Genomic DNA, 22,658 nt, shown 5'->3' on the forward strand with positions numbered 1-22,658 from the left:
TTATGATAGGTTTTGCATACTGTTCCATTTGTGGCATGACGCATGCCCAAAACCATCACGAAAGCAAAACAAATCCGTACGCGGTTTCCGTGACATATCAACGCTTTGAGCGCCGGGTCCCAAGATCGTGCGCAAGAAGTTCTTTGCTTTTGCCCGATGGGACCAGAGTGAAGTCACCCGACGGATACTACCGTCTCACCCGGGCCTGACTGACCCGGCTCCGGCCGCCGCCGGAAGCGTAACAGGGAGTTTTTGAATAGAATGACGACTCAGCAGAAAAAGCCTTCCACAGCTCGCCATGGCTTCAAGACCGGTGAATCGATCGTCTACCCCGCTCACGGCGTCGGTACCATCACCGCTATCGAAGAGCAAGAAGTTGCCGGCATGAAGCTCGAACTTTTCGTTATCGATTTCGAAAAGGACAAGATGCGCCTGAAGGTTCCGGTCGCCAAAGCGATGAGCATCGGCATGCGCAAGCTTTCGGAAACGGATTTCGTCGAGCGTGCATTGAAGGTCGTGCAGGGCAAGGCGCGCGTCAAGCGCACCATGTGGTCCCGCCGCGCCCAGGAATATGATGCCAAGATCAATTCCGGCGATCTGATTTCCATCGCTGAAGTCGTGCGCGATCTCTATCGTGCCGAGAACCAGCCCGAACAGTCCTATTCCGAGCGCCAGCTTTATGAGGCTGCACTCGACCGCATGGCGCGCGAAATCGCCGCCGTCAACAAGATGTCGGAAACCGAAGCCGTCCGCCTCGTCGAGACCAATCTCAACAAGGGTCCGAAGCGCGGCAAGGCGATCGAAGAAGACGATTCGCAGGACGAAGCCGCCTAAGACGCTTCAGTTTTCCCCATCAAAAAACCCGGCGCAAGCCGGGTTTTTTATTGGAACTTTTTCCCGACTGCCGCGTTTAACACACGTAATTGCGGACTGCTCGTGGGGCAAGGCCTCGACGGGCGAACTGCTATTCCGTCAATGTTCGATGAGGAGCGGATCATGCCTTTTCAATATTGCCCATCCGGCAAGGTGAAGAAACAGGTCCAGCCCGGCCGTCTTACCGGCACATGATGAAGAACTAGGGCCTCCCCCTGAAAAGTCCAGGGGCGAGGTCTTTATGCATTCGGAACCCCATTCAGTCCGGACAGCGATGTGCCGGAAGGTGCGTTTTATTGTTCATTTAGGGCGAGAGGCCTGTTTCAGGAGATCGAAATGAAGAACATGTCTGCAGACCGGCGCATGATCAAGATCGCGATGGCCGCCCCCTATCTCGCCCGTCAGGAAGAACACGATCTCGCCATCCGCTGGAAAGATCACGACGACCGCGGCGCGCGCAATCAGATTGCCATGGCCCACATGCGGCTCGTCATATCCATGGCGGGCAAGTTCCGCAATTTCGGCCTGCCAATGAGCGATCTCGTGCAGGAGGGTTATGTCGGCCTTCTGGAGGCTGCCGCCCGCTTCGAACCGGAACGCGACGTGCGCTTTTCCACCTATGCGAGCTGGTGGATCAGGGCGTCGATCCAGGATTATATCCTGCGCAACTGGTCGATCGTGCGCGGCGGCACGAGTTCGGCGCAGAAGGCACTGTTCTTCAATCTGCGCCGCCTGCGCGCCAAGCTCGCCAAGGGCGACACGCAGCTGACGCTGCAGTCCATTCACCAGGAGATTGCCGCGGCGCTCGGCGTCAGCCTCGCCGATGTGCAGACCATGGATGCCAGGCTTTCCGGCAACGACGCCTCGCTGCAGGCGCCTTCGGTCTCCGGCGATGCCGAGAGCGCCGAGAAGATGGACTTTCTCGTCAGCGATGATCCTCTGCCGGACGAGCAGGTTTCCAACATGATCGACGGCGAGCGCCGCCGCATCTGGCTCGCCTCGGCCCTGAAACATCTCAACGAACGCGAGATGAAGATCATCAGCGCCCGGCGTCTGGCCGAAGACGGCGCCACGCTCGAAGAACTCGGCGCCGATCTGGGTATTTCCAAGGAACGTGTGCGACAGATCGAAAGCCGGGCGATGGAGAAGCTCCGCAGCGCACTGGTCAGCGCTGATCCGCACATGGCGGCCTACGCTTAGACAAGCGCTACAGCGCCCGTAACGCCTCGAAAGACGCAGGGCGCGGTAAACCTCATTCTCCTCCAGCAGCACTGACTGGCCCGGCGCAAGCCGGGCTATTTTTTATTCGGCGATGATCTTGACGCGATCGCCTGGCGAAACGGCTGCACCGGTGGGCAGGGCATTGATGAGTTTGAAGAGATCGAGCTTGCGGTCGGTGCCCATCATGCGGGCAGCGAGCGTCGAGATGTTTTCACCCGGCCGGACGGTGACAACGCGGATGCGCAGCGGCTTCAGCGAGGCTGCCTCTGCCGGCGTCATGCGCCGGAAACTCGCGCGCAGGACATTGGCCGTCGGCTCAAGGGCGTCGCTGCCCTTCGGCACGGCGGTCAGGAAACGGAAGATCTGCGAATTGTTGCGGATGACGGTGACATCGAAATCCCAGCGGTCGGCGCTTGCGCGCGCGGTGGCTGCTTCCATGCCGTTGATGGTGACCGGCTGGATGGTCGACGGGTCGAGACCGGTCACCCAGCCGCTGGAGATATAGTTGGTGAGGCTCTGGTTCTGATTGTCGGCGACGCCGTCGAAGCGGACGGCGATGTCGTTCGGGCCGGTGGCCATCACCGCTTCGACCTTGTTGTCGATGTGGAAATCAGGCGGCACGTCGAAACGGATGCCGAGGCCGCCATGCAGGAAGGTCTGGCCGCGCACATAGCCTTCCTCGGGGCTGTCGCCGTAGAGCAGGCCGTCTATGCCGTCGAGATAATAGTCGCGACCCTTGTCGCCGACCGAACCTTCCTGGCCGAAGGCGCGCGCATGGGTGCGGGCAAGCTCGATGCGCTGCGCCGAATTCGGATGGCTGGACAGGAAGTCCAGGCTCTGGTCGGCTTCCGGATCGACCGACATGAAGCGGCTGTACGCGGCCATGGAATCGAGGAAGCGGGCGGCGGCATAGGGGTCGTAGCCGGCTTCGCCGAGCATGCGCACGCCGATGACGTCGGCCTGCAGCTCCTGCTGGCGGGAGAAAGCGGCGAGCCGCAGCTTGCCGCGGGCCAGCGCCTGCTTGCCGGCGATATCGCTGGAGAGGACCTCGGCGACGACGCGGCTGGCGATGACCTCAGCCTCTTCGCGCTTCTGCCGCTCGATGCCGTGGTTCGCCGTCACGTGGCCCATCTCGTGCGACAGCACGGCGGCGACCTCGGAGGCGTCGTTGGCCAGGGCGAGCAGGCCGCGGGTGACGTAGAGATAACCGCCCGGCAGCGCGAAGGCGTTGATCGCCGGCGAATTCAGGATGGTGATGCGGTAGGACTGGCTCGGATTTTCCGACACCGCCGTCAGCGCGCCGGCGATGCGGGCGACGAGGCGTTCGGTCTTGGCGTCCTTGTATTCGCCGCCGTAGCTTGCCACGATGCGCGGATGTTCGCGGGCGCCCATCGCCGCGCGCGGGTCGTTCTTCTGCACCTCGTCGACGATCTGCGGATTGGAAGAAGGCGAGACGCTCGGTTGATAGGATTGCTCGATCAGCGTTTGACAGCCATTCAGCACCATTGCGACGGCCGAAAGCAGCATCAGGCGACGCGCGATGCGCCGCGGCGCGGAGACGGCATCACTGGAAAGCGCGGGCGATTTCCACGTCGTCAAGCTGTCCAGTCTGGTTCTCCGTATCATGTCGCTATTTTGCCGGTTGCCGCAGATTGGCACCGACCGTGGCAAGGGGATTTCAACGGGTGCGCACCCCTGATCTCGCACTGCACAATCGGCCGATACAAGTCCTTGCTGTAGCTGATTTACGCATCGGTTGCATAGCGAGACTCTGCTTAAATGTGGCGGCGTTGCATTTTGGCAAGCCTCGGGCGTCGAGGCCTTCCTTCGCTCGGATGAAATTATGGCGAAAGTTCCGTCACAAAGCCGAGATTCGTCGGCGGCGCAGAAAAAGAACGGGGTGATTGAAGCAACCCAGCCGACAGCGGCGGCAATGCGAGAAAATTGCAATCCTTGATAGCTGCTCTGTGGAAGCAACTCCTTGGGATGAGGTATCCGCGGGTTCGATTCGGTTATTCCGCGGCTTCCGCCGTCGTCGGTTGCGGCATCTTCACCTCACCGGCGCGAGGCAGCTGCACAGGTTTCAGCATGATGGCGGCGGTAAGGCCGATCAGCGCAATGGCGCAGGCGGTCATGAAGAGCGGCGAGAAGGCGGCGGCATAGATATCGGCGACGGCCTGGCGGCTCGCTTCGGGAAGGGAAGCCATCATCTTCGGCGTCAGCTGCTCGATATCGGCGACACCGGGGATCGAGACGCCGACCTTGCCGAGCCCGGAAGCGACGATGGCGCCATAGATGGAGATGGCGATCGACGCGCCTCCCATGCGCGACAGCGTCACCGAGCCGGTGGCGGCGCCGACGTCGCGGGCAGGCGCTGCATTCTGCACGCCGATGACCGGAACTTGCTGGGCAAGGCCGATGCCGATGCCATGCAGCATCATGATCGCGCCGATGAAAACGATCGGCGTTCCCGCATGGATCTGCGACATCAGTGCGAAGGCGATGGCGCTGCAGGTCAGGCTTGCAATGGCGAAGGGCTTGTAGCGCCCCGTCTTCGAGATGATCCGGCCCGCCGACAGCGATCCGCAGACGAGGCCGCCAGTAAGAAGGATGAAGAGAAGGCCGGCGGCAGAGGGCGAAAGGCCGGTGGTGGTTTGCAGAAAGAGCGCGAGATAGTTGACCATTCCGATGGCGATAGCGCCGCCCATGATCGAGATCAACAAGAGCAGGCTGAAGGTCGAATTGCGAAAGAGTTCCAGCGGCACGATCGGCTCCGGCGCGCGGCGCTCGACGAATACCCAGGTGACGGCGCAGACGAGGCCGAAGGCGACGATGGCGATACTCTGCGGCGAGACCAATGCGCCGAACAATTCGCTGCTGTCGGTGGCGAGCACGATGCTGGTCGTCGTCAGGGCGAGCAGCAGCGCACCGGCATAATCGATCCTGGGGCGGCGATGCGGCTTGCGATAGGGCAGCATGAAGGCGAGACCGGTAAGGACGAGGACGCCGATCGGCACGTTGACGAGGAAGATCGAGCGCCAGCCGAAAAGATCGCTCATCGTGCCGCCGAGCACCGGACCGATCGCGCCCGACGCCATCAGCACCAGACTGGAATAACTCTGGTAACGCGCCCGCTCGCGCGGCTCGAACAGATCGGCGTTGACGGCGAAGATCGACACCATGATGCCGCCGCCGCCAAGACCCTGCAGCACGCGGGCGGCGATCAGCGTGTTCATCGAGACCGCGAGGCCGCAGACCGCCGAGCCGACGGTGAAGATCATGATCGCCGTCATCATCACATATTTGCGGCCGAAGAGATCGCCGAGTTTGCCATAAAGCGGCATGACGGCGCTCAGCGACAGGAGATAGGCCGAGCCGATCCAGCCGAAACGCTCGAGATGGCCGAATTCGCCGACGATCGTCGGTAGCGCCGTGGAAACGATCTGATTATCCAGCGTCGCCATGAACATGGCCGTCATCAGGAAGAAAAAGAGGATAAGCCGGCGATGGGGATCCGTCACGAGCGGCGCAGGCGCGAGTTGCATGTCCATGGGAGCATCATTCCGATCTGATGGATAATTTATGTGCTATCAGCATATAGTTGTCAATGGCACATTAATGACATCGGCATATTCAATTTCTGCTTCCGCTCTGTTATGCTGTCGTCATGAATGAAGCCCTGACCAGGATCCTGTCCAACAGCCCGGCCGAGCCGGACGACGAAAACGTGTCTCTCATCGGCCGGAGCATGGCGCGTATGCGGCTGATGACCGGGCGGCGGCTGATCGGCCGGCTGGCCATCCAGAGCGCCGCACCGGGTCTCGAGCTTTCGCATCTCGATGTGCTCGATGCCGTGCGCAGGGCGCAGCCTGCCGGCGAGGTGACGGTCGGCCTGATCGCGGAGATGCTGCGCATCGATCCGTCGCGGGCAAGCCGGGTGGTGGCCGAGATGGTGACCCGCAACGTGCTGCGCCGCGAGGCCTCGCAGGCCGATGCGCGGCGGATCGTCGTCGTCATGACGGCGACGGGCGAGGCGTTGCTTGCAGAAATCCGCGCACAGAAAATTGCGATCATCTCCGAGATCGTTTCCGATTGGCCCGAAGAGGATGTCGATCGCTTCGCGACCCTGTTCGATCGTTTCATCGGCGGTTACGAGGCGATCTTCCTGTCGCGCGACAAGGATACGCCGGGCTGAGGTGAACGCGGCGGATCGGTCGTCGCCCCTTCCCCTCCACCCCCCGTTTGCGCTAAGGGCAATGCCCATGAGCCAATCCACCTTCACCATTCTGCTCGGCGGCGAACTCAGCCTGACGGAACGCCTGCACCGTGCTGTCGGCGGCAGCCGCTTCATCGCGGCCGATGGCGGCATGCGGCATGCGGCGGCACTCGGTGTCACGCCGGAGCTCTGGGTCGGCGATTTCGATTCGACGCCTGATGATCTCGAGGGTGCCTTTCCCGATGTACCGAAACAGCCCTATCCCAAGGCAAAGGCGGCGACGGACGGCGAAATCGCCGTGTCGGAAGCAATCGCGCGGGGTGCGCGGCGGCTGATCCTGGCCGGAGCACTTGGCGGCGAACGCTCGGACCACGCGCTTCAGCATCTGCTGTCGGCGGTCAGCCTGGCGGAAGAGGGTTTCGATGTGCTGCTGACCTCGGGCAAGGAGGAGGCTGTGCCGCTGCTCGCCGGTGCAATCGAACTGGACCTACCCAAGGACAGCCTGGTTTCCGTGCTCGGGTTCAGCGAGCTGACCGGGCTTTGCATCGACAATTCGCGTTATCCGCTGGCGGATTTCCATCTGCCTTTCGGCTCGTCGCGCACCATTTCCAATGTCGCGGAAGGCAAGATTCGCTTTTCGCTCCGCAGCGGCCGGGCGATCGTGCTCGCCAGGCCCTATGATTTTTCCGGAGTCTGATTTTTGGCCCCTCCCATTCTGAAACTCGACGATATCTTCCTGAGCTTCGGCGGCGCACCGCTGCTGGCGGGTGCCAGCCTGCAGATCGAGCCGGGTGACAAAATCTGTCTCGTCGGCCGCAATGGCTCGGGAAAATCGACGCTTCTGAAGATCGCCGCCGGCCTGGTCGAGGCGCAGTCCGGAGAGGTCTTCCGCCATCCGTCCTCGACGGTGCGTTATCTCGAACAGGCGCCGGATTTTGCCGGCTTCAACACCGTTCAGGCCTATGCCGAGGCCGGCCTCGGGCCGGGCGACGACCCCTATCGCGTCACCTATCTGCTCTCCCATCTCGGGCTGACCGGCGAGGAAGATCCGAGAACCCTTTCCGGCGGCGAATCGCGCCGCGCCGCGCTCGCCCGCGTGCTGGCGCCCGAGCCCGATATTCTCCTGCTCGACGAGCCGACCAACCATCTCGACCTTCCCACCATCGAATGGCTGGAAGGCGAGCTGCAGAAGACGCGCAGCGCTTTGGTGCTGATCTCGCACGACCGGCGTTTCCTCGAAAAAGTCTCGACGGCAACCGTTTGGCTCGACCGCGGCACCTCGCGCCGGCTCGACAGGGGATTTTCGCATTTCGAGGCTTGGCGCGATCAAGTGCTGGAGGCCGAGGAGCTCGAGCAGCACAAGCTCGGCAAGGCGATCGAGCGCGAGGAGCACTGGCTGCGTTATGGCGTCACGGCGCGGCGCAAGCGCAACATGCGCCGCCTCGGCGAGTTGCAGACGATGCGCTCGCAATATCGCGGCCACAAGGGGCCGCAGGGCACGGTGCAGGCGACGGCTTCGGACGCGCAGGAATCCGGCAAGCTGGTGATCGAGGCCGACAAGATCACCAAGAGCTTCGGCGACCGGCCGATCGTCACGCCCTTTTCGATCCGGGTGCATCGCGGCGATTGCATCGGTCTGGTCGGCCCGAACGGCGCCGGCAAGACGACGCTGTTGAAGATGCTGACCGGGCAGCTTTCGCCGGATGGCGGCACGATAAAGCTCGGCACCAATCTGGAGATCGCGACCCTCGACCAGAAGCGCGAGGACCTCGATCCCGAGGACACGCTTGCCAATTATCTGACGGACGGGCGCGGCGAAAACCTGCTTGTCAACGGCGAACAGCGCCATGTCACCGGCTATATGAAGGAGTTCCTGTTCCAGCCGGAACAGGCGCGAACGCCAATCAGAAGCCTCTCCGGCGGCGAGCGCGCCCGGCTGATGCTGGCGCGTATTCTGTCGCGCCCTGCGAACCTGTTGATCCTCGACGAACCCACAAACGATCTCGACATCGAAACGCTCGACCTGCTGCAGGAGATCGTCGCCGGTTTTCCCGGCACCGTCATTCTCGTCAGCCATGACCGCGATTTCCTCGACCGCACCGTGACCTCGACGATCGCACCCGCCGTGCCGGACGCACCTGACGGCCGCTGGATCGAATATGCCGGCGGCTACTCCGACATGCTTGCCCAGCGCAAGGGCGCGCTGGAGGAGCGCAAGCGAGCCGAGAAGGCGGCGGAGAAGCCGAAGACGCAAGGTGCAGCGCCTTCCGGAGGAGGCTCGAAGAGCAAGCTCTCCTTCAAGCAGAAATTCGCGCTGGACAATTTGCCGAAGGAGATGGCGAAAGCCGAAGCCGAGATCGCCAAACGTGAACAGGTGATGGGCGACCCCAATCTCTTTACCCGTGATGCCGCGGCCTTCAACCGGCTTGCCGGCGAGATGGAGAAGCTGCGCGCCAGCCTTACCAAGATGGAAGAGGAGTGGCTGGAACTCGAAATGCTGCGGGAAGAGCTGGAAGGCTGAGCTTTTCCTCGCGGCTCACTTTTCATTGATTCGTCAGCCCGTCGCCAGGCGGCATAAGGTGCCGTCCGGCAGCCGGGGATATTGCCGATCGCAATGGCGACAAGGAAAAGTCAGATGTCTCGCACGCCTCGTTCCCGTTTTTTCACAGCACTTGCCGCCGGTGGCTTTGCCGCGCTCATCTTATCGCAGGCCGTACAGGCGCAGGACGGCCAACGCATTCGCGTCCGCGGCGCGATCGAAAGTCTGAACGGCGACACGCTCGTCGTCAAGACGCGCGAAGGCAGCGATGCGACGATCACGCTGAAAGCCGGCTGGAAGGTCGGCGGCATCAAAAAAGCCTCGGTCGAGGATATCAAGCCCGGCGATTTCGTCGGGGTTGCCTCGCTGCCGAAAGGCAGTGGCCCGGATGGGGCGATCGAGGTGCTGATCTTTCCGGCGTCGATGAAGGGCACCGGCGAGGGCAACGGTCCCTGGGATGCGCAGCCGAACAGCCAGATGACCAACGCGACGGTCAGCAATGCCGTCAAATCCGTCGACGGCCATACGATCACACTGACCTATCAGGGCAAGGAAAAGACCATCACCATATCAGACGGCACGCCGATCGTGACCTTGGCGCCGGCGGCCAAGGACGATCTGAAGGCCGGCGCCGGTGTCATCGTCACCGGCGAGAAAGCGGAGGATGGCAGCATTTCGGCCAGCCAGGTCGCCGTCGGCCTCAATGGTATCACGCCGCCGATGTGACCATTCGTGAAATCAAAGGGATGTAGCGTCTGTCGGCGCGGCGCTCTATAGCGCCGGCGCGGGCATGGCGGCGGCACCCGTACCGGCGCTGGTGCCGGTCTGGGCGACCTGCTGTTGCGGTGGTTCCTCGGATTTTGACGGCAGCGCCTGCAGATGCAGCACGCGCGGCTTCAAGACCTCGAGATAGGCCTCGGAGCGGCCGATATAGATCATGCCGCTTTCGGGCATGGAGGTGAGCAGCCCGGCCATGGTTTCCTGCCATTCCGGCTCCATGCCCTCAAGCACTTCGTCGAAAATGATCCAGCGCGGGCGCACGAGAAGCAGGCGGGCGAAGCCGATTGCCTTCTGTTCGTCGCTGTCGAGCAGTTTGTCCCAGCGGGCGCGGGTATCGAGCCTTGAGATCAGCGAATGCAGGCCGGCCTTCTCGAGGGCTGCCTCGACGGCTGATTTCTCGTAGGCATCGGGGCTTTCGGGGAAGGCCAGCGCCTCACGCAGCGTGCCGCCGGGAATATAGGCGATCTGTGGGACGAACAGCATATCGTCGACCGGCGGCAGGCCCATTGTGCCGCTGCCGCACGGCCAGAGGCCGGCCATCGCCTGGAAGAGCAGCTTGCGGTTGACGCTGTGATCGCCGTTGATCATGATCTTTTCGCCTGATTTGATCACCACATCGGTTTCGCGCAGGCGGAAGCCGCCGCATTCCTCGATGTCTTCGCCGATCTTGGCGACGATCACCACGTCTTTCAGCGTCAGCGTGTCGGCCGCGGTATTTTCATAGGTGATGCCGTCCTTCAGCTCGAAGTCCTCGTCGGTCTCGAGCAGCGCCTGGCGGAAATCGGTGACGCGCATCAGCGTGGCGCGCCATTCGGCGATCGGGCCGAAATTGGCGACATACCAGCGCAGCGCCGTATTGACCTGGTTGAAGGCGCCGACCGACATCATCAGCTGACCAAGCGTGAGGCCGCCGGAGAAATAGGCGGGCGCGGCGACGATGATCGGAATGACGATCACCAGCCAGCCGTAGCCGGCCGACACCCAGGTGAGGTTGGTATTGGCCATGGCGAGCCGCTTGACGACCCTCAGCACTGAACTGATGTCGGTGTTGATGCGTCGGCGCTCATTCTCCTCGCCGCGGGCGACGGTGATCGCCGGCATGTTCTCGTTGGCATGCATCAGGGTGAAGCGAAGCTCGGCCTCCTTCGAGAAGCGGTCGGCATTGAGCTTCACCAGCTTGCGGCCGACGACCTGGCTCAGCACCGAGGCGGAGGCGGCGTAGAAAATCGCCGCCCAGACCATGTAGCCGGGAATGGAGAAGCTGTGGCCGCTGATGTGGAAGATGAAGCCGCTGGAAAGCTCCCATAGCACGCCGATGAAACTGACGAGAAGAATGGTCGCCTGCAGCAGGCCGAGAACGAGCCCCGTCGTGCTTTCGGCGAGGTTGCGGGAATCCTCATGCAGGCGCTGGTCCGGATTGACGCCGATCAAGCCGCTGGAGGCGAGCCGCAGGGCCCGCTTGCGCTTCAGCCACTGATCGACGAGATCGCGTGACAGGCCTTCGCGCATATAGAGCGCCGTCATCTGGTTCAGCCAGGCCTGCAGCACGTTGAGCAGCAGCAGCGTACCGGCGATCATCGCGAAGATTTCGAGCTGATGGAAGAATTCGCCGAGGTCGCGGCGCTCCAGCGAATCGTAGAAGGGGGCGTTCCACTCGTTGAGGATGACCTGGCCATAGGCCGTCGCCAGGATGACGAGGATCAGCACGGTCGCCAGGAACAGCACCTTGCCACGCACTTCAGAATTCCAGAATGCGGAGAACATCACTCCGAGGCGGTAAGTCAGGCTGAGATCATACCCTACCCTATCCTGCCTTCGGATGCCCGGCCTCCCCTCGGTCTTATCTGCCATTACGCTTTTCCAACATCGCCCATTCTTACCATTATTAACATGGTGGCGTTACCGGTCTATCAACAGATTCTATCAGTCATTAAACTGTGATGATGCTTGCGTGGGTCGCTCCCGCATGCATTCGGCAGTTGATTCGCGGCTCGACTGGGTCTAATTAAGCATTCCGTGGTGATTTGGCCGGCCGGCTTGCAGCCACGTTAAAAAACTTGCTAAAGGGCCGCGTGCGGACCGGTAGCGATTTTTTTCGCCGCCGGTTTTTTGCTTTTTGATCGAGTGACCGCAATGCCCATCAAGATCCCCGATACGCTGCCCGCCTTTGAAACTCTCGTGCAAGAGGGTGTGCGGGTGATGACCGAGACGCTGGCGATCCGTCAGGATATAAGACCGCTGCAGATCGGGCTGCTCAACTTGATGCCGAACAAGATCAAGACCGAATTGCAGATGGCCCGCCTCGTCGGCGCCTCGCCGCTGCAGGTCGAGCTGTCGCTGATCCGCATCGGCGGTCACAAGGCGAAGAACACCTCCGAAGACCACCTGCTTGCCTTTTACCAGACCTGGGAGGAGGTGAAGCACCGCAAATTCGACGGCTTCATCATCACCGGGGCGCCGATCGAGCTTCTGCCCTATGAGGACGTTACCTATTGGGCGGAGATGCAGGAGATTCTCGACTGGACGGAAACGAATGTGCATTCGACGATGAACGTCTGCTGGGGCGCGATGGCGGCGATCTATCATTTCCACGGCGTTCCGAAATACGAGCTGAAGGAGAAGGCCTTCGGCGTCTACCGCCACCGTAATCTGAAGCCCTCGTCGATCTATCTCAACGGTTTTTCCGACAATTTCGAAGTGCCGGTGTCGCGCTGGACGGAGGTGCGCCGCGAGGATATCGAGAAATCCGACAAGCTGGAAATCCTGATGGAATCCAGCGAGATGGGCGTCTGCCTCGTACATGAGAAGCGGGGTCGGCGGCTCTACATGTTCAACCATGTCGAATATGATTCCACCTCGCTCTCGGACGAGTATTTCCGCGACGTCAATGCCGGCGTGCCGATCAAGATGCCGCACAATTATTTCCCGCATAATGATCCGGCGCTTGCGCCGCAGAACCGCTGGCGCAGCCATGCGCATCTTTTGTTCGGCAACTGGATCAACGAGATCTACCAGACGACGCCCTTTGACGTGGAGGAGATCGGCACGGATCTGTGAGCGATATCCCTTTCTGATCGCGGCCGGTTGCGGTTTGGGACAAATGCGGGCAGGTTCCGGTCGGATTGCTAGATATCAAACGGACGGTCGATCATGTCGGATAAGTTGGAGCGGGAAGTTTTCGGGCAGACGAAGGCGGGCGAAACCGTCTATCGCGTCGTCATCAAGGGCGGCGGGCTGACGGCCAAGGTCATCACCTGGGGCGCGGTCATCCAGGATCTGCGCCTTGAGGGACATGAGGCGCCGCTGCAGCTCGGCTTTGAGGATTTCGACAGCTACCCGCTTTATTCGGCCTATTTCGGCGCGACACCCGGCCGCTGCGCCAATCGTGTCGGCGGCGGCAAATTCACGCTCGACGGCAAGGACCACCAGCTCGAGCTGAACGAAAACGGCGTGACGCATCTGCATGGCGGCAGCGACAATATCGCCAAACGCAACTGGACGGTCGTCGAGCATGATGTCGACCGCGTGGTGCTGAAGATCGTCGATCCCGATGGCCGCGCCGGCTATCCCGGCAATTGCACCATTCAGGCAACGTATTGGGTGCATGGCAACGGCGAATTGTCGGTGACCTATGAATCGACCAGCGACCAGCCGACCCTCGCCAATGTCTGCCAGCACGCCTATTTCAACCTCGACGGCCGTGAGGACGCGCTTGGCCACGACATCATGATCGCTGCCGACCATTATCTGCCGACCGACGAGAAACAGGTGCCGACCGGCGAGGTCCGTTCCGTCGCAGACACGGAATTCGATTTCCGCGAGATGGCGCCGATGAAGCGTTTCGTCGGCAGCGAACAGGCGATGTACGACCATAATTTCTGCCTGTCCGGCGAGCGCACCGCCAAGCGCAGCGTCGCGCTCGCTCGTAGCCTCTATTCCGGTGTGTCGCTTGAGGTGCGCAGCACGGAGCCCGGTGTGCAGTTCTATGCCGGCTTCAAGCTCAATACCGGCGCTCCCGGCCTCGGCGGACGGAAATACGGCCCGTTCGCCGGCTTCTGCCTGGAGACGCAGGTCTGGCCTGATGCCATCAATCACCAGGGTTTCCCGAATGCGGTGCTGCGCCCCGGCGAAGTGCTGCGCCAGGAGACGGATTATATCTTCACCAAGAGCTGACCGTCTTTTTTCAGATGCGGCGCTGCGGACGCAGCGCTGTCAAATTTTATCGCTATGAAAACCTCTCCGGTGCCCGGGGAGGTTTTTTCTTGCCTGTGGGGGATTTCAGTCTTGCTGATTGGTTCTAAATAGGTTCTATTGTGCGCCGATGGATAGAACCAGTCTGATAGCGGAGCTGAACAGCCGCGGCCTGCGTGACCAGGCGCTGACCGGGCCGCTCTACAAGCGGCTGGCGCAGACGCTGATCGGCCTTATTCAGGAAGGATTGCTGAAGCCCGGCACGGCGCTGCCGGGGGAGCGCGATCTTGCCGAGGCCTTGAAGCTTGGCCGCGTCACCGTGCGCACCGCCTATCGCGATCTGATGGCGTCGGGCGCACTGGAATCGCGCCACGGGAGCGGTACTTTCGTATCGAGCAGGGTGGAGCGCATGGAGCAGTCGCTCTGGCGGCTTTCCTCCTTCTCCGCCGACATGCGCTCGCGCGGGCGCCAACCGGCTGCAAAGATATTGTCGCGGGCCGTCAATACGCCGTCACCGGAGGAATCTTTCCTGCTCGGTCTCGGCGGCGACGAGCCGGTGCTGCGGCTCGACCGGCTGCGTCTCGCCGACGGCCTGCCGCTGGCGATCGAACGCGCCGTGGTGCCGATCAAGTTCCTGGGCGAGCATGCCGGCGGCGAGGGGTCGCTTTACGATGCGCTGACGGCCAGCGGCCACAGGCCCGTGCGGGCGCTGCAGCGGCTGACCGCGGTCACGCTCGACCCGTCCTCTGCCGCGATCCTGAACGTCAAACCAGGCGCGCCGGCACTGCTGATCGAACGTGTTTCGCGGCTGGAAGACCAGCGCGTCGTTGAATACACCCGCTCGCACTACCGCGGCGATGCCTATGATTTCGTTGCCGAATTGAGAATCGGAGATGACCTATGAGTGAGAACCAGTCGCTGATGCTGCAGGAAGCCGGCCAATCGCCGGAGGTGGTGGCCACGCTGCTCGAAAAGGAGAAGCCGGTTTTTGCCGAGATCGCCCGGCTGTTTTCGTCCGCCCGCCCGAGCGTGGTGACGACGGCGGCGCGCGGCTCTTCGGACCACGCCGCCACCTTCTTCAAATATCTCTTCGAGATCACCTGCGGCGTTCCGGTCGCCTCGGTCGGTCCGTCGATCGCTTCCGTCTACGGTGCCGCGTTGCATCTCAAGGGCGGCGTGCATTTCACCGTTTCCCAGTCGGGCGCCAGCCCCGATATCGTGGCGCTGCAGGAGGCGGCGAAGAAGGGCGGAGCGACGACGATCGCCGTCGTCAACGTCACCGACAGTCCGCTTGCCAAACAGGCCGATATCGTTCTCGGTCTCAATGCCGGCGCGGAAAAGAGCGTGGCGGCGACAAAGTCCTTCATCGCCTCGGTCGCAGCCCTTTCCGGGGTGACGGCCGCGATCGGCGGCGCGTCTGGCCTGCAGGCAGCGCTGGAAAAACTGCCGGAGGCGCTTTCGGCAACCGCCGGAATCGATACGGCGGCAGCCGAAGAGGTGCTGTTCCATGCGACCTCGCTCTATACGGGCGGCCGCGGCCCAGCCTTTGCGATCGCGCTCGAAGCGGCGCTGAAGGCCAAGGAAACTTCCGGTCTGCATGCCGAAGCGTTTTCGCTGGCGGAACTGATGCACGGTCCGATGCGGCTGGTGCAGCCGGGCTTTCCGATCGTTGCTTTTGCGCCCGACGATGCGGCCTTCGCCAATAACGGCCAGGCGCTGGAGCGCCTGCAGAAGCTCGGCGCCACCACCGTCGGGTTCTCCACGCAGCCGCTTTCCGGCGTCAATCTGCGGGTGCCGACAACCGGCAACGGTCTCGTCGATCCGCTGGTGTCGCTGCTCGTCTATTACCGGCTGATCGAGTCGGTGACGCGGCGCAAGGGCTTCGATCCCGACAGGCCGGCAAACCTGCTCAAGGTGACGGAGACGGTCTGATGGCCCGCAAGATCTTCACCGGCGCCCGCATCTTCGACGGTGAGCGCTTCCATGACGGCAAGGCGCTCGTCGTTGCCGACGGCCGGGTCGAAGCGATCGCTGCTGCAAACGATCTGCCGGATGGCGAGACGGTGACGCTTGCGGGTGGCGTGCTGTCGGCCGGCTTCATCGATGCGCAGGTGAATGGCGGCGGCGGGCGCATGCTGAACGACGAACCCTCGGTCGACTCGATGGAGATCATCGCCGGCGGCCACCGGCCCTATGGCACGACATCGCTGCTGCCGACGCTGATCACCGATACATCAGAGGCATCGGCTGCCGCCATCGAGGCCGCGACAGAAGCCGTGAAGGCGAACCGCGGCGTAGCCGGGCTGCATCTCGAAGGCCCGCATCTGGCGCCTGCGCGCAAGGGCGCGCATCTGGCCGAACTGATGCGGCCGGTCGAGGACCGCCACGTCAAGGCCTTCATCCGGGCGCGCGAGGCGATCGGCACGCTGCTCGTCACCATGGCCGCCGAGCAGGTGACGGTTGCCCAGGTGCGCGAGCTTGCGGAAGGCGGCGTCACCGTCAGCATCGGCCATTCCGATTGTTCGAGCGAGGCGGCGGAGCAACGTTTCGATGCGGGGGCGCGTGGGGTTACGCATCTCTTCAACGCCATGAGCCAGATGGGGCATCGCGCCCCCGGCCTCGTTGGCGCGGCGATCGATCATCCCGCGACCTGGTGCGGCATCATCGCCGACGGCCATCACGTCGATCCCAAGGCCTTGCGCACGGCGCTGCGGGCCAAGCGCGGCGAAGGCAAGCTGTTCTTCGTCACCGATGCGATGTCGCTCGTCGGCTCCGAGAAGGATTCCTTCACGCTGAACGGCCGCACCGTCCGGCGCGAAAGGGGCGGCTTCTGCTCGAAGCTGGTGCTGTCCGACGGGACGCTCGCCGGCTCCGACGTCGACATGATCTCGACGATCCGTTACGGCGTCACCTATCTCGACCTGACGTTCGCCGAGGCTTTGCGCATGGCGACCCTTTATCCGGCCCGCTTCCTCAGGCTTGCCGACCGCGGCCACCTTTCGCCGGGCGCGCGCGCCGATCTCGTCCATCTCACCGATGCACTCACGGTTACCGCCACCTGGCTTGCCGGCGAAGCGGCCTGACACCAGGAGCGGTTCAGCTTTCAACGAAGCGCAGAACCGCTCTAACCTTTTGCTTTTACGCAATTCCGGACGGAAAACCGCTTCGCACTTTTCCTGGAATTGCTTTAGGAGACGTGGCATGACTGATATCACCGATGCCTACTTTTCCAATCTGATCGGTCGGCTGGAGACGTTGAAGCAGGCACTTGCCGAGCCGATGGCGCAGGCAGCGTCGGTGATCCTCGATGCGGCCCGTGGCGACAAGCGCGTCTATGTCTTCGGCACCGGCCATTCGCATATGCTGGCGGAAGAGGTGCACTATCGCGCCGGCGGGCTGGCCTTCACCGTGCCGGTGCTCGTCGGCTCGGCGATGCTGCACGAGGGAGCGGTCATCAGCTCGGTCTATGAACGGACCCAGGGCCTGGTGCGGCCAATGCTGGAGCGCTACGGCATGCAGCCGGGTGATGTCATCATTATCGCCTCCAATTCTGGCGTGAACGCCGCGCCGATCGAGGCCGCCGACTTTGCGCATGAAATCGGCGCGAAAGTGATCGCCATCACCTCGATCGCCTATTCCTCGGCGATCGCCAATGGCCGCCGGCGGCTTTCCGAGGTCGCCGATATCGTGCTCGACAATGGGCTACCGCCGGGCGACGCTGTTGTCGAGCTTGAAGGCACCGGGCTTCGGGTTGGGCCGGTCTCGACGGCGGTCGGGGTGACGGTCATCAATGCGATCTTCGCCGAAGTCGCCTCGGAGCTGTCGAAATCCGGCGATGCGCCGGTCTATCTCAGCGCCAACATGCCGGGTGCCGCCGAGATCAACCAGAAGCTCGTCAAGAAATACCGGCCGCGCAACCCGCATCTCTGAGAGAGCGGATAAAAGGCCTGCCGCTGTCGCAAGCACGGTTCATGACGCGATCAAGCGGCGAGAATGGAGCTGACCATCCGGGCAGTCTGCGGTGCCAGCGTCAAACCGATATGCCCGTGTCCAAAAGCAAACACGACCTCCCTTCCTCCTTTTGAAGGCCGGATAACGGGAACGGAATCGGGCATGGAAGGGCGGAAGCCCATCCAGCTCCGACTTGGTTCACCAAGCGTTGGGAAAATCCTGCGCGCATTTGCGAGCAACAGTTCAAGGCGCCTTGGGTTCGACGGAGCGGTAATGCCTCCGAGCTCCACGGTGCCGGCGACGCGCAAGCGGCCACGCATCGGGCAGAAGTAAAATCCATGATGCGTCGGGCATACCGGTCGTTCCACCGGCAGTGTTTCCATATCGAACTCGAGATGATAACCCCGCTCGGTGTCCAACAGTACCCGCTCACCCAGTTGCAGGGCCAGCCCGCGGGAATGTGCCCCGGCGGCGATCACCGCTGCTCGGGCATGAATGCTGTGGACCGAAGCCAGCATCCTCACTCCATTCCGCTCACGCGAAATAGTCGTCACGGAGTCTCGGACGAACTCGACCCCCGCTTGTCTGGCGGCGGCTTCCATCACGCTCATGAGCTCGCCGGGATCGGTGAAGTTTATCGCCTTCGGAAAGAAAAGCCCTCCGCCATGGACCTGCGGCAGCCGGGGCTCGAGGCTTTGCACCTCGTCAGGGGTGAGAAGCTGCTGCGCTATCCCGTAGTTTCGGCGAAGCTCGACATCCGAAGCGGCCGTCTTGAAGGCCTCAGGTGTTTGGTAGAGGTAGAGGCATCCCTTCGCACTTAAAAGATCGGATGCGCCGATCTCTGCTGCGAATTCGAGCCACTGTGATGAAGCGTCGGACAGAAGGTTGGCTATGCGGCTCGCATTGTCTCTGTATCTGTGCGGGAGGGATTCGTAGGCAAAACGCACCAGCCATGGAAACAACGTCGGCAAAGCGGCCTTGCGGATGGATAAGGGGCTGTCGGAATTGAGAAGCAGCGCGGCCAGGTTTTTAAGGACAGCGGGCGTGCCGACGGGAATGATCGCATAATCGGCGATCGTTCCGGCATTGCCGTAAGATGCGCCCGAACCGGGTTTGTTCGGTTCGATCAGCACGACATCGCGACCGTCGGCACGCAGCCGCAGAGCGGTCGCCACGCCGATCACACCGCCGCCGATGACGGCGATATCTGTTGTGAGCTTGTTCATCAGATATATGTTTACCTTAGAGAAGGAGGCCTGATGCCGACCGGACCCTGCCGCGGCGCCATGCGCTGCCGGAGCGGTTCTGGCCAATCAAGGCTAGCCTGGGGAAGCGTAGCGCGCGACATAGGCAGCCGTGCGTGCTTCCGTTGGACGGTCAAGCACATCTGCGGCAGTTCCCTGCTCGATGATAAGACCGCCATCGATGAACACGACCCAGTCCGACACCTCTTTCGCAAAGGGCAGCTCGTGGGTGACCAGGATCATCGTCATGCCGTCGGCAGCCAATTCCCGCATGACGCGGAGAACTTCACCGGTCGATTCAGGATCGAGCGCCGATGTCGGCTCGTCGAATAGCAACACCGTTGGTTCCAGCGCCAGAGCGCGTGCGATCGCCACACGCTGCTGCTCGCCGCCCGACATCTGTTCCGGATAAGCCATCGCCCGTTTGGCAAGCCCCACTCTGGTCAGAAGTTTCACGGCCCGTTCCACAGCCTGTCTCTCAGCAATCCCGGCCGCTTGCATCTGAGCGAGAATGACGTTTTCCACAGCAGTCAGGTGCGGGAACAGATTGAAACGCTGAAACACCATGCCGACGCGTTGCCGAAGCTTTGCAAGGTTGCGGCAGGTTACTTTGCCGTCAGTGAAGATCGTCTCATCGCCGACGGTGATCGTTCCCTGATCGGGACGCTCAAGCAAATTGACGCAGCGCATGAGGGTGGTCTTTCCTCCACCGCTCTGACCAATGATGCTGACGATTTTCCCGGCCGGAACATCGAGGTCGACGCGGTCAAGCACCAGGCGCCCATCAAAAGACTTGCGCAATCCGCTAATTTTAACGGCAGGGCGACCGACCGGCTGCTCTGACATGAAGGCAGTTTTGGCAGGAGTGGTGGTCATGGGTCAGACTTTCCCCTGGGCGAGATAGGTCCTGGCCAATTTGAGCCGACGCCGTCTGGCCAATGACAGTGGCACACCCGCGTGGATCTTGCGCTCGAGCAGAAGCAGACATTGTGACACCGGGTAGCAGATAACGAAATAAACGGCCGAGATCACGAGATACACTTCCAGCGCTCGGAACGTTTCCGAGGCTATCAGCTGTGCCTGCGTCATCAGCTCGGCAGCCGAGATTGTCACAAGCAGCGAGGTCGACTTGATCAGGTCGACGAACATGGTGTTCGTACCGGGAAGCGCCAGCCGCACCGCCTGCGGCAGAACGACATGGGTGAAAGTTTTGCCGCGCCCTAACCCGAGAGCTTGAGACGCCTCCTGCTGTCCCCGGTGTACGCCGGCGATAGCTGCCCGAAAGATCTCGGACAGGTAAGCCGCGTAGAAGAGTACCAAGCTCAACACGCCAGCCTCGAAAACCTCCAGTCTGATGCCTACGGAAGGCAGGCCGAAGTAGGTGAGGAAAATGATCGCAAGGAGCGGTACGTTTTTAAAAAGCTCCGTATAGAGCGCCGCGGGGACGCTAACCAGCCGGAGCCGGTTGAGCCGCATCAATGCAAGTGCAAGACCAAGGATCGTCGCGCCGACGAAGCTCGCCATGGTGTAGCCGAGGGTCTTGAGCAGACCCCCGGCAATGTTTCCGATGTAGTCGGTCCAGGGAACCTGGAACATATCGGTGAAGGATGACAACGCCGTCATGCTTCGATCTCACTTCGCGATGGAAGGCGGGTTCCAGTCGGCGGGACGGTCAACGCCGCGCCGCTGTGCCGCCATCTCGGGCGATGGGACCAAGAACTGCTGGGGATCGCCGCCCCATTTCGTGATCAAAGCCGCAAGGGACCCATCCTTGTACATGCCGTCAATCTGATCGGAAACAGCCTTGGTCAGCTTCGGCGACTGTTTTGGAAGGTAGAATCCGGTCATATAGGCTTGAAAATATTTGTAATCGGGGTGCGCGGCGACCTGCTCGTCTGTCGGCGGCTGCAGATATTCGATGCGGACCTTCATGTCGGGGCGCTGCTGCTGTTGATAGGTGATCAGCAGCGGATCGAGAAAACCGACGTCGAGGCGCCCGGCAGAAATATCCTGGAACACACTGTCGGCGCTCGGGAATGTATGGGGTGATGCGTTCGGGACCTGCGCGATGGATTTCGCCCAGACATAGCCGGTGACGGTACCGAGGTTCTTGCCTTCCAGGCTCGCAACATCGGGAAAGCTCGCCGTGCCGCTTACGGCCATGGCCGGCGGCGAATAATATGGCGGGTCCGTGAACAGGCCGACTTTCTGGCGAGCGTCGGACCATGCGATTCCGCCGATGGTTATATCAGCCCGCTGTGTCTGGACGGAAGCCAGCATGCCTGGAAAATCGGTGACGTTGATTTCGATCTTGAGGCCGAGCTTATCGGCGATGGCTGTCAGGATGTCGCTGTCGAGGCCGACGAGCTTCCCATCCTTGACCGCCGTATAGGGCATGTAGGGCTGGACCGTAACGACGAGCGCGCCTGGTTTCATCAGCTCCAGATCGTCGGCATTGGCCGCGGACGGCACGGCCGTCGCGAACAGTCCCAAACCCAGGATCGCCAAGGCAACGATCCCATTCGCCTGCGATTTTTTCGTCAATTCAGCACGTTTCATTTGAACCCCTCTTTGTGGTTATATATTGCTGATATATTGAAGATATGCCGACACTATATGAAGTCAAGCAGATTCGTTGAGCGTTTTTTTAGGCGGAGCAGTGTTTGGCTATGCGGAAATGGACAGAGAGAGGAATGCGCTGAATATGTCGGTATTCGAGGCGGAGTACGAAGCGGCTGAATCAACGCTGGCGGAGCGGACATACATTCGGCTGCGCGACGACATCATTACGACACTGCTTCCTCCGGGCACGCTTCTGCGGGAGGCCGAGCTTATGAAACGCATGGAAGTCGGACGCACGCCGGTCCGGGAGGCGCTTCAGCGTCTGCAATATGACGGTTTCGTCGTCGTCAGCGCGCGGCGCGGCACATTTGTCAGCAAGATCGATATCAATGATCTTACTGCCGTTTATGAGGCACGAGCACGGATCGAATCCTGGGCGACGCGACTGGCTGCGGAAAGGCTGCGCGAGTTCGAGCGGCAAGAAGCGCGGCAACTGATCGATGAGCTCAAGCAGACAACCGGTCCGATGGCGCTGGAAGACATCCTTGCCCTAGATCGCCGGGTTCACCGCTTCATCTACAAAGTGGCCAAGAACCCTTTCCTGTTCGATACGCTGGATCACTACCACAATCTGTCGCTGAGGATCCTTTACGTCGCCATGAAACGGTTTCCGACGCTGGTACCGCGTCTTGAGGACGTCTTGCATGATCAGGTCCTCATGCTTGAGGCCGTATGCAGAGGTGACGCAGATGAGGCTGAAAGGGTCGCAATGGCTCATGTCATGAGCTTCGAGAGCGAGGTCCGAAAGGTGATCTGAATTCGGATCTAAAGCGCGTCGCGATCTTTCAGATTCGCTTGTCGCGCTTTAGGTCTTTATTTTCTTGCATGTCGTTATCGCAAAACCGCTGCGCACTTTTGCGCGACATGCTCCAGGAATTGGGTGCAGCTTTAGCTGTACGAAGATATTTCCGGCAAAATGAGACGTCCGAAACAATCGCAGGGCCCGAGTTGATGCGACATCGACCGCTGCCCGAATTCTACATCTTGGTGAGGGGCCGGCGTGGGCCGGCCTCCCGAATGG

General features: G+C 61.6%; 20 protein-coding genes and 1 riboswitch. Of the genes, 13 read left to right on the forward strand and 7 right to left on the reverse strand.

What is annotated here, in order from left to right; translation table 11 throughout:
* The first annotated feature begins 261 nt into the window (after nt 1-261).
* The gene (locus tag BBJ66_RS07150; RefSeq protein ID WP_003543775.1) at nt 262-834 is read left to right on the forward strand and encodes a CarD family transcriptional regulator; all 573 of its coding nucleotides are present in this window, start codon (nt 262-264) and stop codon (nt 832-834) included.
* Nucleotides 835-1,209: 375 nt separating this feature from the next.
* Nucleotides 1,210-2,073 carry an RNA polymerase factor sigma-32 gene (locus BBJ66_RS07155; protein WP_003567549.1) on the forward strand — a complete coding sequence of 288 codons (864 nt, stop codon included), beginning with the start codon at nt 1,210-1,212 and terminating at the stop codon, nt 2,071-2,073.
* A 102-nt stretch (nt 2,074-2,175) separates the two neighbouring features.
* Here the strand turns inward: BBJ66_RS07155 and BBJ66_RS07160 are convergent, their stop codons facing one another.
* Complete coding sequence (locus BBJ66_RS07160; RefSeq protein ID WP_071085928.1) at nt 2,176-3,720, reverse strand: M48 family metalloprotease; 1,545 nt, start codon at nt 3,718-3,720, stop codon at nt 2,176-2,178.
* Nucleotides 3,721-4,106: 386 nt separating this feature from the next.
* A complete protein-coding gene (locus BBJ66_RS07165) occupies nt 4,107-5,645 on the reverse strand; it encodes an MDR family MFS transporter (protein WP_071085930.1) in 1,539 nt (512 codons plus the stop codon).
* Nucleotides 5,646-5,761: 116 nt separating this feature from the next.
* Between BBJ66_RS07165 and BBJ66_RS07170 the strand changes: the two genes are divergently transcribed.
* From BBJ66_RS07170 to BBJ66_RS07185, 4 genes are all read left to right on the forward strand, one after another.
* Nucleotides 5,762-6,289, forward strand: a complete 528-nt coding sequence (locus tag BBJ66_RS07170; protein WP_049733330.1) for a MarR family winged helix-turn-helix transcriptional regulator — start codon at nt 5,762-5,764, stop codon at nt 6,287-6,289.
* A gap of 61 nt (nt 6,290-6,350) precedes the next feature.
* Nucleotides 6,351-7,007: a thiamine diphosphokinase gene (locus BBJ66_RS07175; RefSeq protein ID WP_190238072.1), complete on the forward strand. Its 657-nt coding sequence runs from the start codon at nt 6,351-6,353 to the stop codon at nt 7,005-7,007.
* A gap of 3 nt (nt 7,008-7,010) precedes the next feature.
* A complete protein-coding gene (locus BBJ66_RS07180) occupies nt 7,011-8,831 on the forward strand; it encodes an ABC-F family ATP-binding cassette domain-containing protein (RefSeq protein WP_049733332.1) in 1,821 nt (606 codons plus the stop codon).
* A gap of 114 nt (nt 8,832-8,945) precedes the next feature.
* The gene (locus BBJ66_RS07185; RefSeq protein ID WP_071085934.1) at nt 8,946-9,575 is read left to right on the forward strand and encodes a DUF5666 domain-containing protein; all 630 of its coding nucleotides are present in this window, start codon (nt 8,946-8,948) and stop codon (nt 9,573-9,575) included.
* A 45-nt stretch (nt 9,576-9,620) separates the two neighbouring features.
* Here BBJ66_RS07185 and BBJ66_RS07190 read toward each other — a convergent pair whose 3' ends face one another.
* Nucleotides 9,621-11,480, reverse strand: a complete 1,860-nt coding sequence (locus BBJ66_RS07190) for an ABC transporter ATP-binding protein/permease (RefSeq protein ID WP_049733334.1) — start codon at nt 11,478-11,480, stop codon at nt 9,621-9,623.
* 155 nt (nt 11,481-11,635) lie between these two features.
* Nucleotides 11,636-11,713: riboswitch (SAM riboswitch) on the forward strand.
* A gap of 49 nt (nt 11,714-11,762) precedes the next feature.
* Here BBJ66_RS07190 and metA point away from each other — a divergent pair.
* The 6 genes from metA to BBJ66_RS07220 all read left to right on the forward strand — a co-directional run bounded on the left by metA (nt 11,763) and on the right by BBJ66_RS07220 (nt 17,750).
* Nucleotides 11,763-12,686, forward strand: a complete 924-nt coding sequence (metA, locus tag BBJ66_RS07195) for a homoserine O-acetyltransferase MetA (RefSeq protein WP_071085936.1) — start codon at nt 11,763-11,765, stop codon at nt 12,684-12,686.
* Between the two features lie 93 nt (nt 12,687-12,779).
* Nucleotides 12,780-13,802, forward strand: a complete 1,023-nt coding sequence (locus tag BBJ66_RS07200; protein WP_071085937.1) for an aldose epimerase family protein — start codon at nt 12,780-12,782, stop codon at nt 13,800-13,802.
* A 148-nt stretch (nt 13,803-13,950) separates the two neighbouring features.
* Nucleotides 13,951-14,724: a GntR family transcriptional regulator gene (locus tag BBJ66_RS07205; protein WP_071085943.1), complete on the forward strand. Its 774-nt coding sequence runs from the start codon at nt 13,951-13,953 to the stop codon at nt 14,722-14,724.
* On the forward strand, nt 14,721-15,752 hold the full coding sequence (locus BBJ66_RS07210) for an SIS domain-containing protein (protein ID WP_071085945.1): 1,032 nt from the start codon (nt 14,721-14,723) through the stop codon (nt 15,750-15,752). Before BBJ66_RS07205 ends, BBJ66_RS07210 begins: the two co-directional genes overlap by 4 nt.
* Nucleotides 15,752-16,903: an N-acetylglucosamine-6-phosphate deacetylase gene (nagA, locus tag BBJ66_RS07215; RefSeq protein WP_071085947.1), complete on the forward strand. Its 1,152-nt coding sequence runs from the start codon at nt 15,752-15,754 to the stop codon at nt 16,901-16,903. Before BBJ66_RS07210 ends, nagA begins: the two co-directional genes overlap by 1 nt.
* Before the next feature lie 118 nt (nt 16,904-17,021).
* Nucleotides 17,022-17,750 (forward strand): SIS domain-containing protein, encoded by a 729-nt coding sequence (locus BBJ66_RS07220; protein ID WP_071085949.1) that lies wholly within the window; start codon nt 17,022-17,024, stop codon nt 17,748-17,750.
* A 50-nt stretch (nt 17,751-17,800) separates the two neighbouring features.
* On the opposite strand, the gene BBJ66_RS07225 is transcribed toward BBJ66_RS07220, so the two are convergent.
* From BBJ66_RS07225 to BBJ66_RS07240, 4 genes are all read right to left on the reverse strand, one after another.
* Nucleotides 17,801-18,997 carry an NAD(P)/FAD-dependent oxidoreductase gene (locus tag BBJ66_RS07225; protein WP_071085951.1) on the reverse strand — a complete coding sequence of 399 codons (1,197 nt, stop codon included), beginning with the start codon at nt 18,995-18,997 and terminating at the stop codon, nt 17,801-17,803.
* A gap of 93 nt (nt 18,998-19,090) precedes the next feature.
* Nucleotides 19,091-19,891, reverse strand: coding sequence for an amino acid ABC transporter ATP-binding protein (locus tag BBJ66_RS07230; protein ID WP_071085952.1), 801 nt, complete (start codon nt 19,889-19,891; stop codon nt 19,091-19,093).
* 3 nt (nt 19,892-19,894) lie between these two features.
* A complete protein-coding gene (locus tag BBJ66_RS07235) occupies nt 19,895-20,638 on the reverse strand; it encodes an amino acid ABC transporter permease (protein ID WP_071085954.1) in 744 nt (247 codons plus the stop codon).
* Nucleotides 20,639-20,647: 9 nt separating this feature from the next.
* Nucleotides 20,648-21,574 (reverse strand): substrate-binding periplasmic protein, encoded by a 927-nt coding sequence (locus BBJ66_RS07240; RefSeq protein ID WP_049733344.1) that lies wholly within the window; start codon nt 21,572-21,574, stop codon nt 20,648-20,650.
* 145 nt (nt 21,575-21,719) lie between these two features.
* On the opposite strand from BBJ66_RS07240, the gene BBJ66_RS07245 reads away from it, so the two are divergent.
* Nucleotides 21,720-22,394 carry a GntR family transcriptional regulator gene (locus BBJ66_RS07245; protein ID WP_071085956.1) on the forward strand — a complete coding sequence of 225 codons (675 nt, stop codon included), beginning with the start codon at nt 21,720-21,722 and terminating at the stop codon, nt 22,392-22,394.
* Nucleotides 22,395-22,658 lie beyond the last annotated feature (264 nt).

Source organism: Rhizobium sp. RSm-3, from assembly GCF_001854685.1.
Lineage (GTDB): Bacteria > Pseudomonadota > Alphaproteobacteria > Rhizobiales > Rhizobiaceae > Rhizobium > Rhizobium ecuadorense.

Excerpts from the sequence above, each read along its gene's own strand:
- BBJ66_RS07205 (WP_071085943.1), top strand. The coding sequence starts at position 13,951 with ATGGATAGAACCAGTCTGATAGCGGAGCTGAACAGCCGCGGCCTGCGT.
- BBJ66_RS07240 (WP_049733344.1), bottom strand. The coding sequence starts at position 21,574 with ATGAAACGTGCTGAATTGACGAAAAAATCGCAGGCGAATGGGATCGTT.
- nagA (WP_071085947.1), top strand. The coding sequence starts at position 15,752 with ATGGCCCGCAAGATCTTCACCGGCGCCCGCATCTTCGACGGTGAGCGC.
- BBJ66_RS07210 (WP_071085945.1), top strand. The coding sequence starts at position 14,721 with ATGAGTGAGAACCAGTCGCTGATGCTGCAGGAAGCCGGCCAATCGCCG.
- BBJ66_RS07190 (WP_049733334.1), bottom strand. The coding sequence starts at position 11,480 with ATGGCAGATAAGACCGAGGGGAGGCCGGGCATCCGAAGGCAGGATAGG.
- BBJ66_RS07155 (WP_003567549.1), top strand. The coding sequence starts at position 1,210 with ATGAAGAACATGTCTGCAGACCGGCGCATGATCAAGATCGCGATGGCC.
- BBJ66_RS07235 (WP_071085954.1), bottom strand. The coding sequence starts at position 20,638 with ATGACGGCGTTGTCATCCTTCACCGATATGTTCCAGGTTCCCTGGACC.
- BBJ66_RS07230 (WP_071085952.1), bottom strand. The coding sequence starts at position 19,891 with ATGACCACCACTCCTGCCAAAACTGCCTTCATGTCAGAGCAGCCGGTC.
- BBJ66_RS07225 (WP_071085951.1), bottom strand. The coding sequence starts at position 18,997 with ATGAACAAGCTCACAACAGATATCGCCGTCATCGGCGGCGGTGTGATC.
- BBJ66_RS07245 (WP_071085956.1), top strand. The coding sequence starts at position 21,720 with ATGTCGGTATTCGAGGCGGAGTACGAAGCGGCTGAATCAACGCTGGCG.
- BBJ66_RS07175 (WP_190238072.1), top strand. The coding sequence starts at position 6,351 with ATGCCCATGAGCCAATCCACCTTCACCATTCTGCTCGGCGGCGAACTC.
- BBJ66_RS07220 (WP_071085949.1), top strand. The coding sequence starts at position 17,022 with ATGACTGATATCACCGATGCCTACTTTTCCAATCTGATCGGTCGGCTG.
- BBJ66_RS07200 (WP_071085937.1), top strand. The coding sequence starts at position 12,780 with ATGTCGGATAAGTTGGAGCGGGAAGTTTTCGGGCAGACGAAGGCGGGC.
- BBJ66_RS07185 (WP_071085934.1), top strand. The coding sequence starts at position 8,946 with ATGTCTCGCACGCCTCGTTCCCGTTTTTTCACAGCACTTGCCGCCGGT.
- metA (WP_071085936.1), top strand. The coding sequence starts at position 11,763 with ATGCCCATCAAGATCCCCGATACGCTGCCCGCCTTTGAAACTCTCGTG.
- BBJ66_RS07150 (WP_003543775.1), top strand. The coding sequence starts at position 262 with ATGACGACTCAGCAGAAAAAGCCTTCCACAGCTCGCCATGGCTTCAAG.
- BBJ66_RS07165 (WP_071085930.1), bottom strand. The coding sequence starts at position 5,645 with ATGGACATGCAACTCGCGCCTGCGCCGCTCGTGACGGATCCCCATCGC.
- BBJ66_RS07170 (WP_049733330.1), top strand. The coding sequence starts at position 5,762 with ATGAATGAAGCCCTGACCAGGATCCTGTCCAACAGCCCGGCCGAGCCG.
- BBJ66_RS07160 (WP_071085928.1), bottom strand. The coding sequence starts at position 3,720 with ATGATACGGAGAACCAGACTGGACAGCTTGACGACGTGGAAATCGCCC.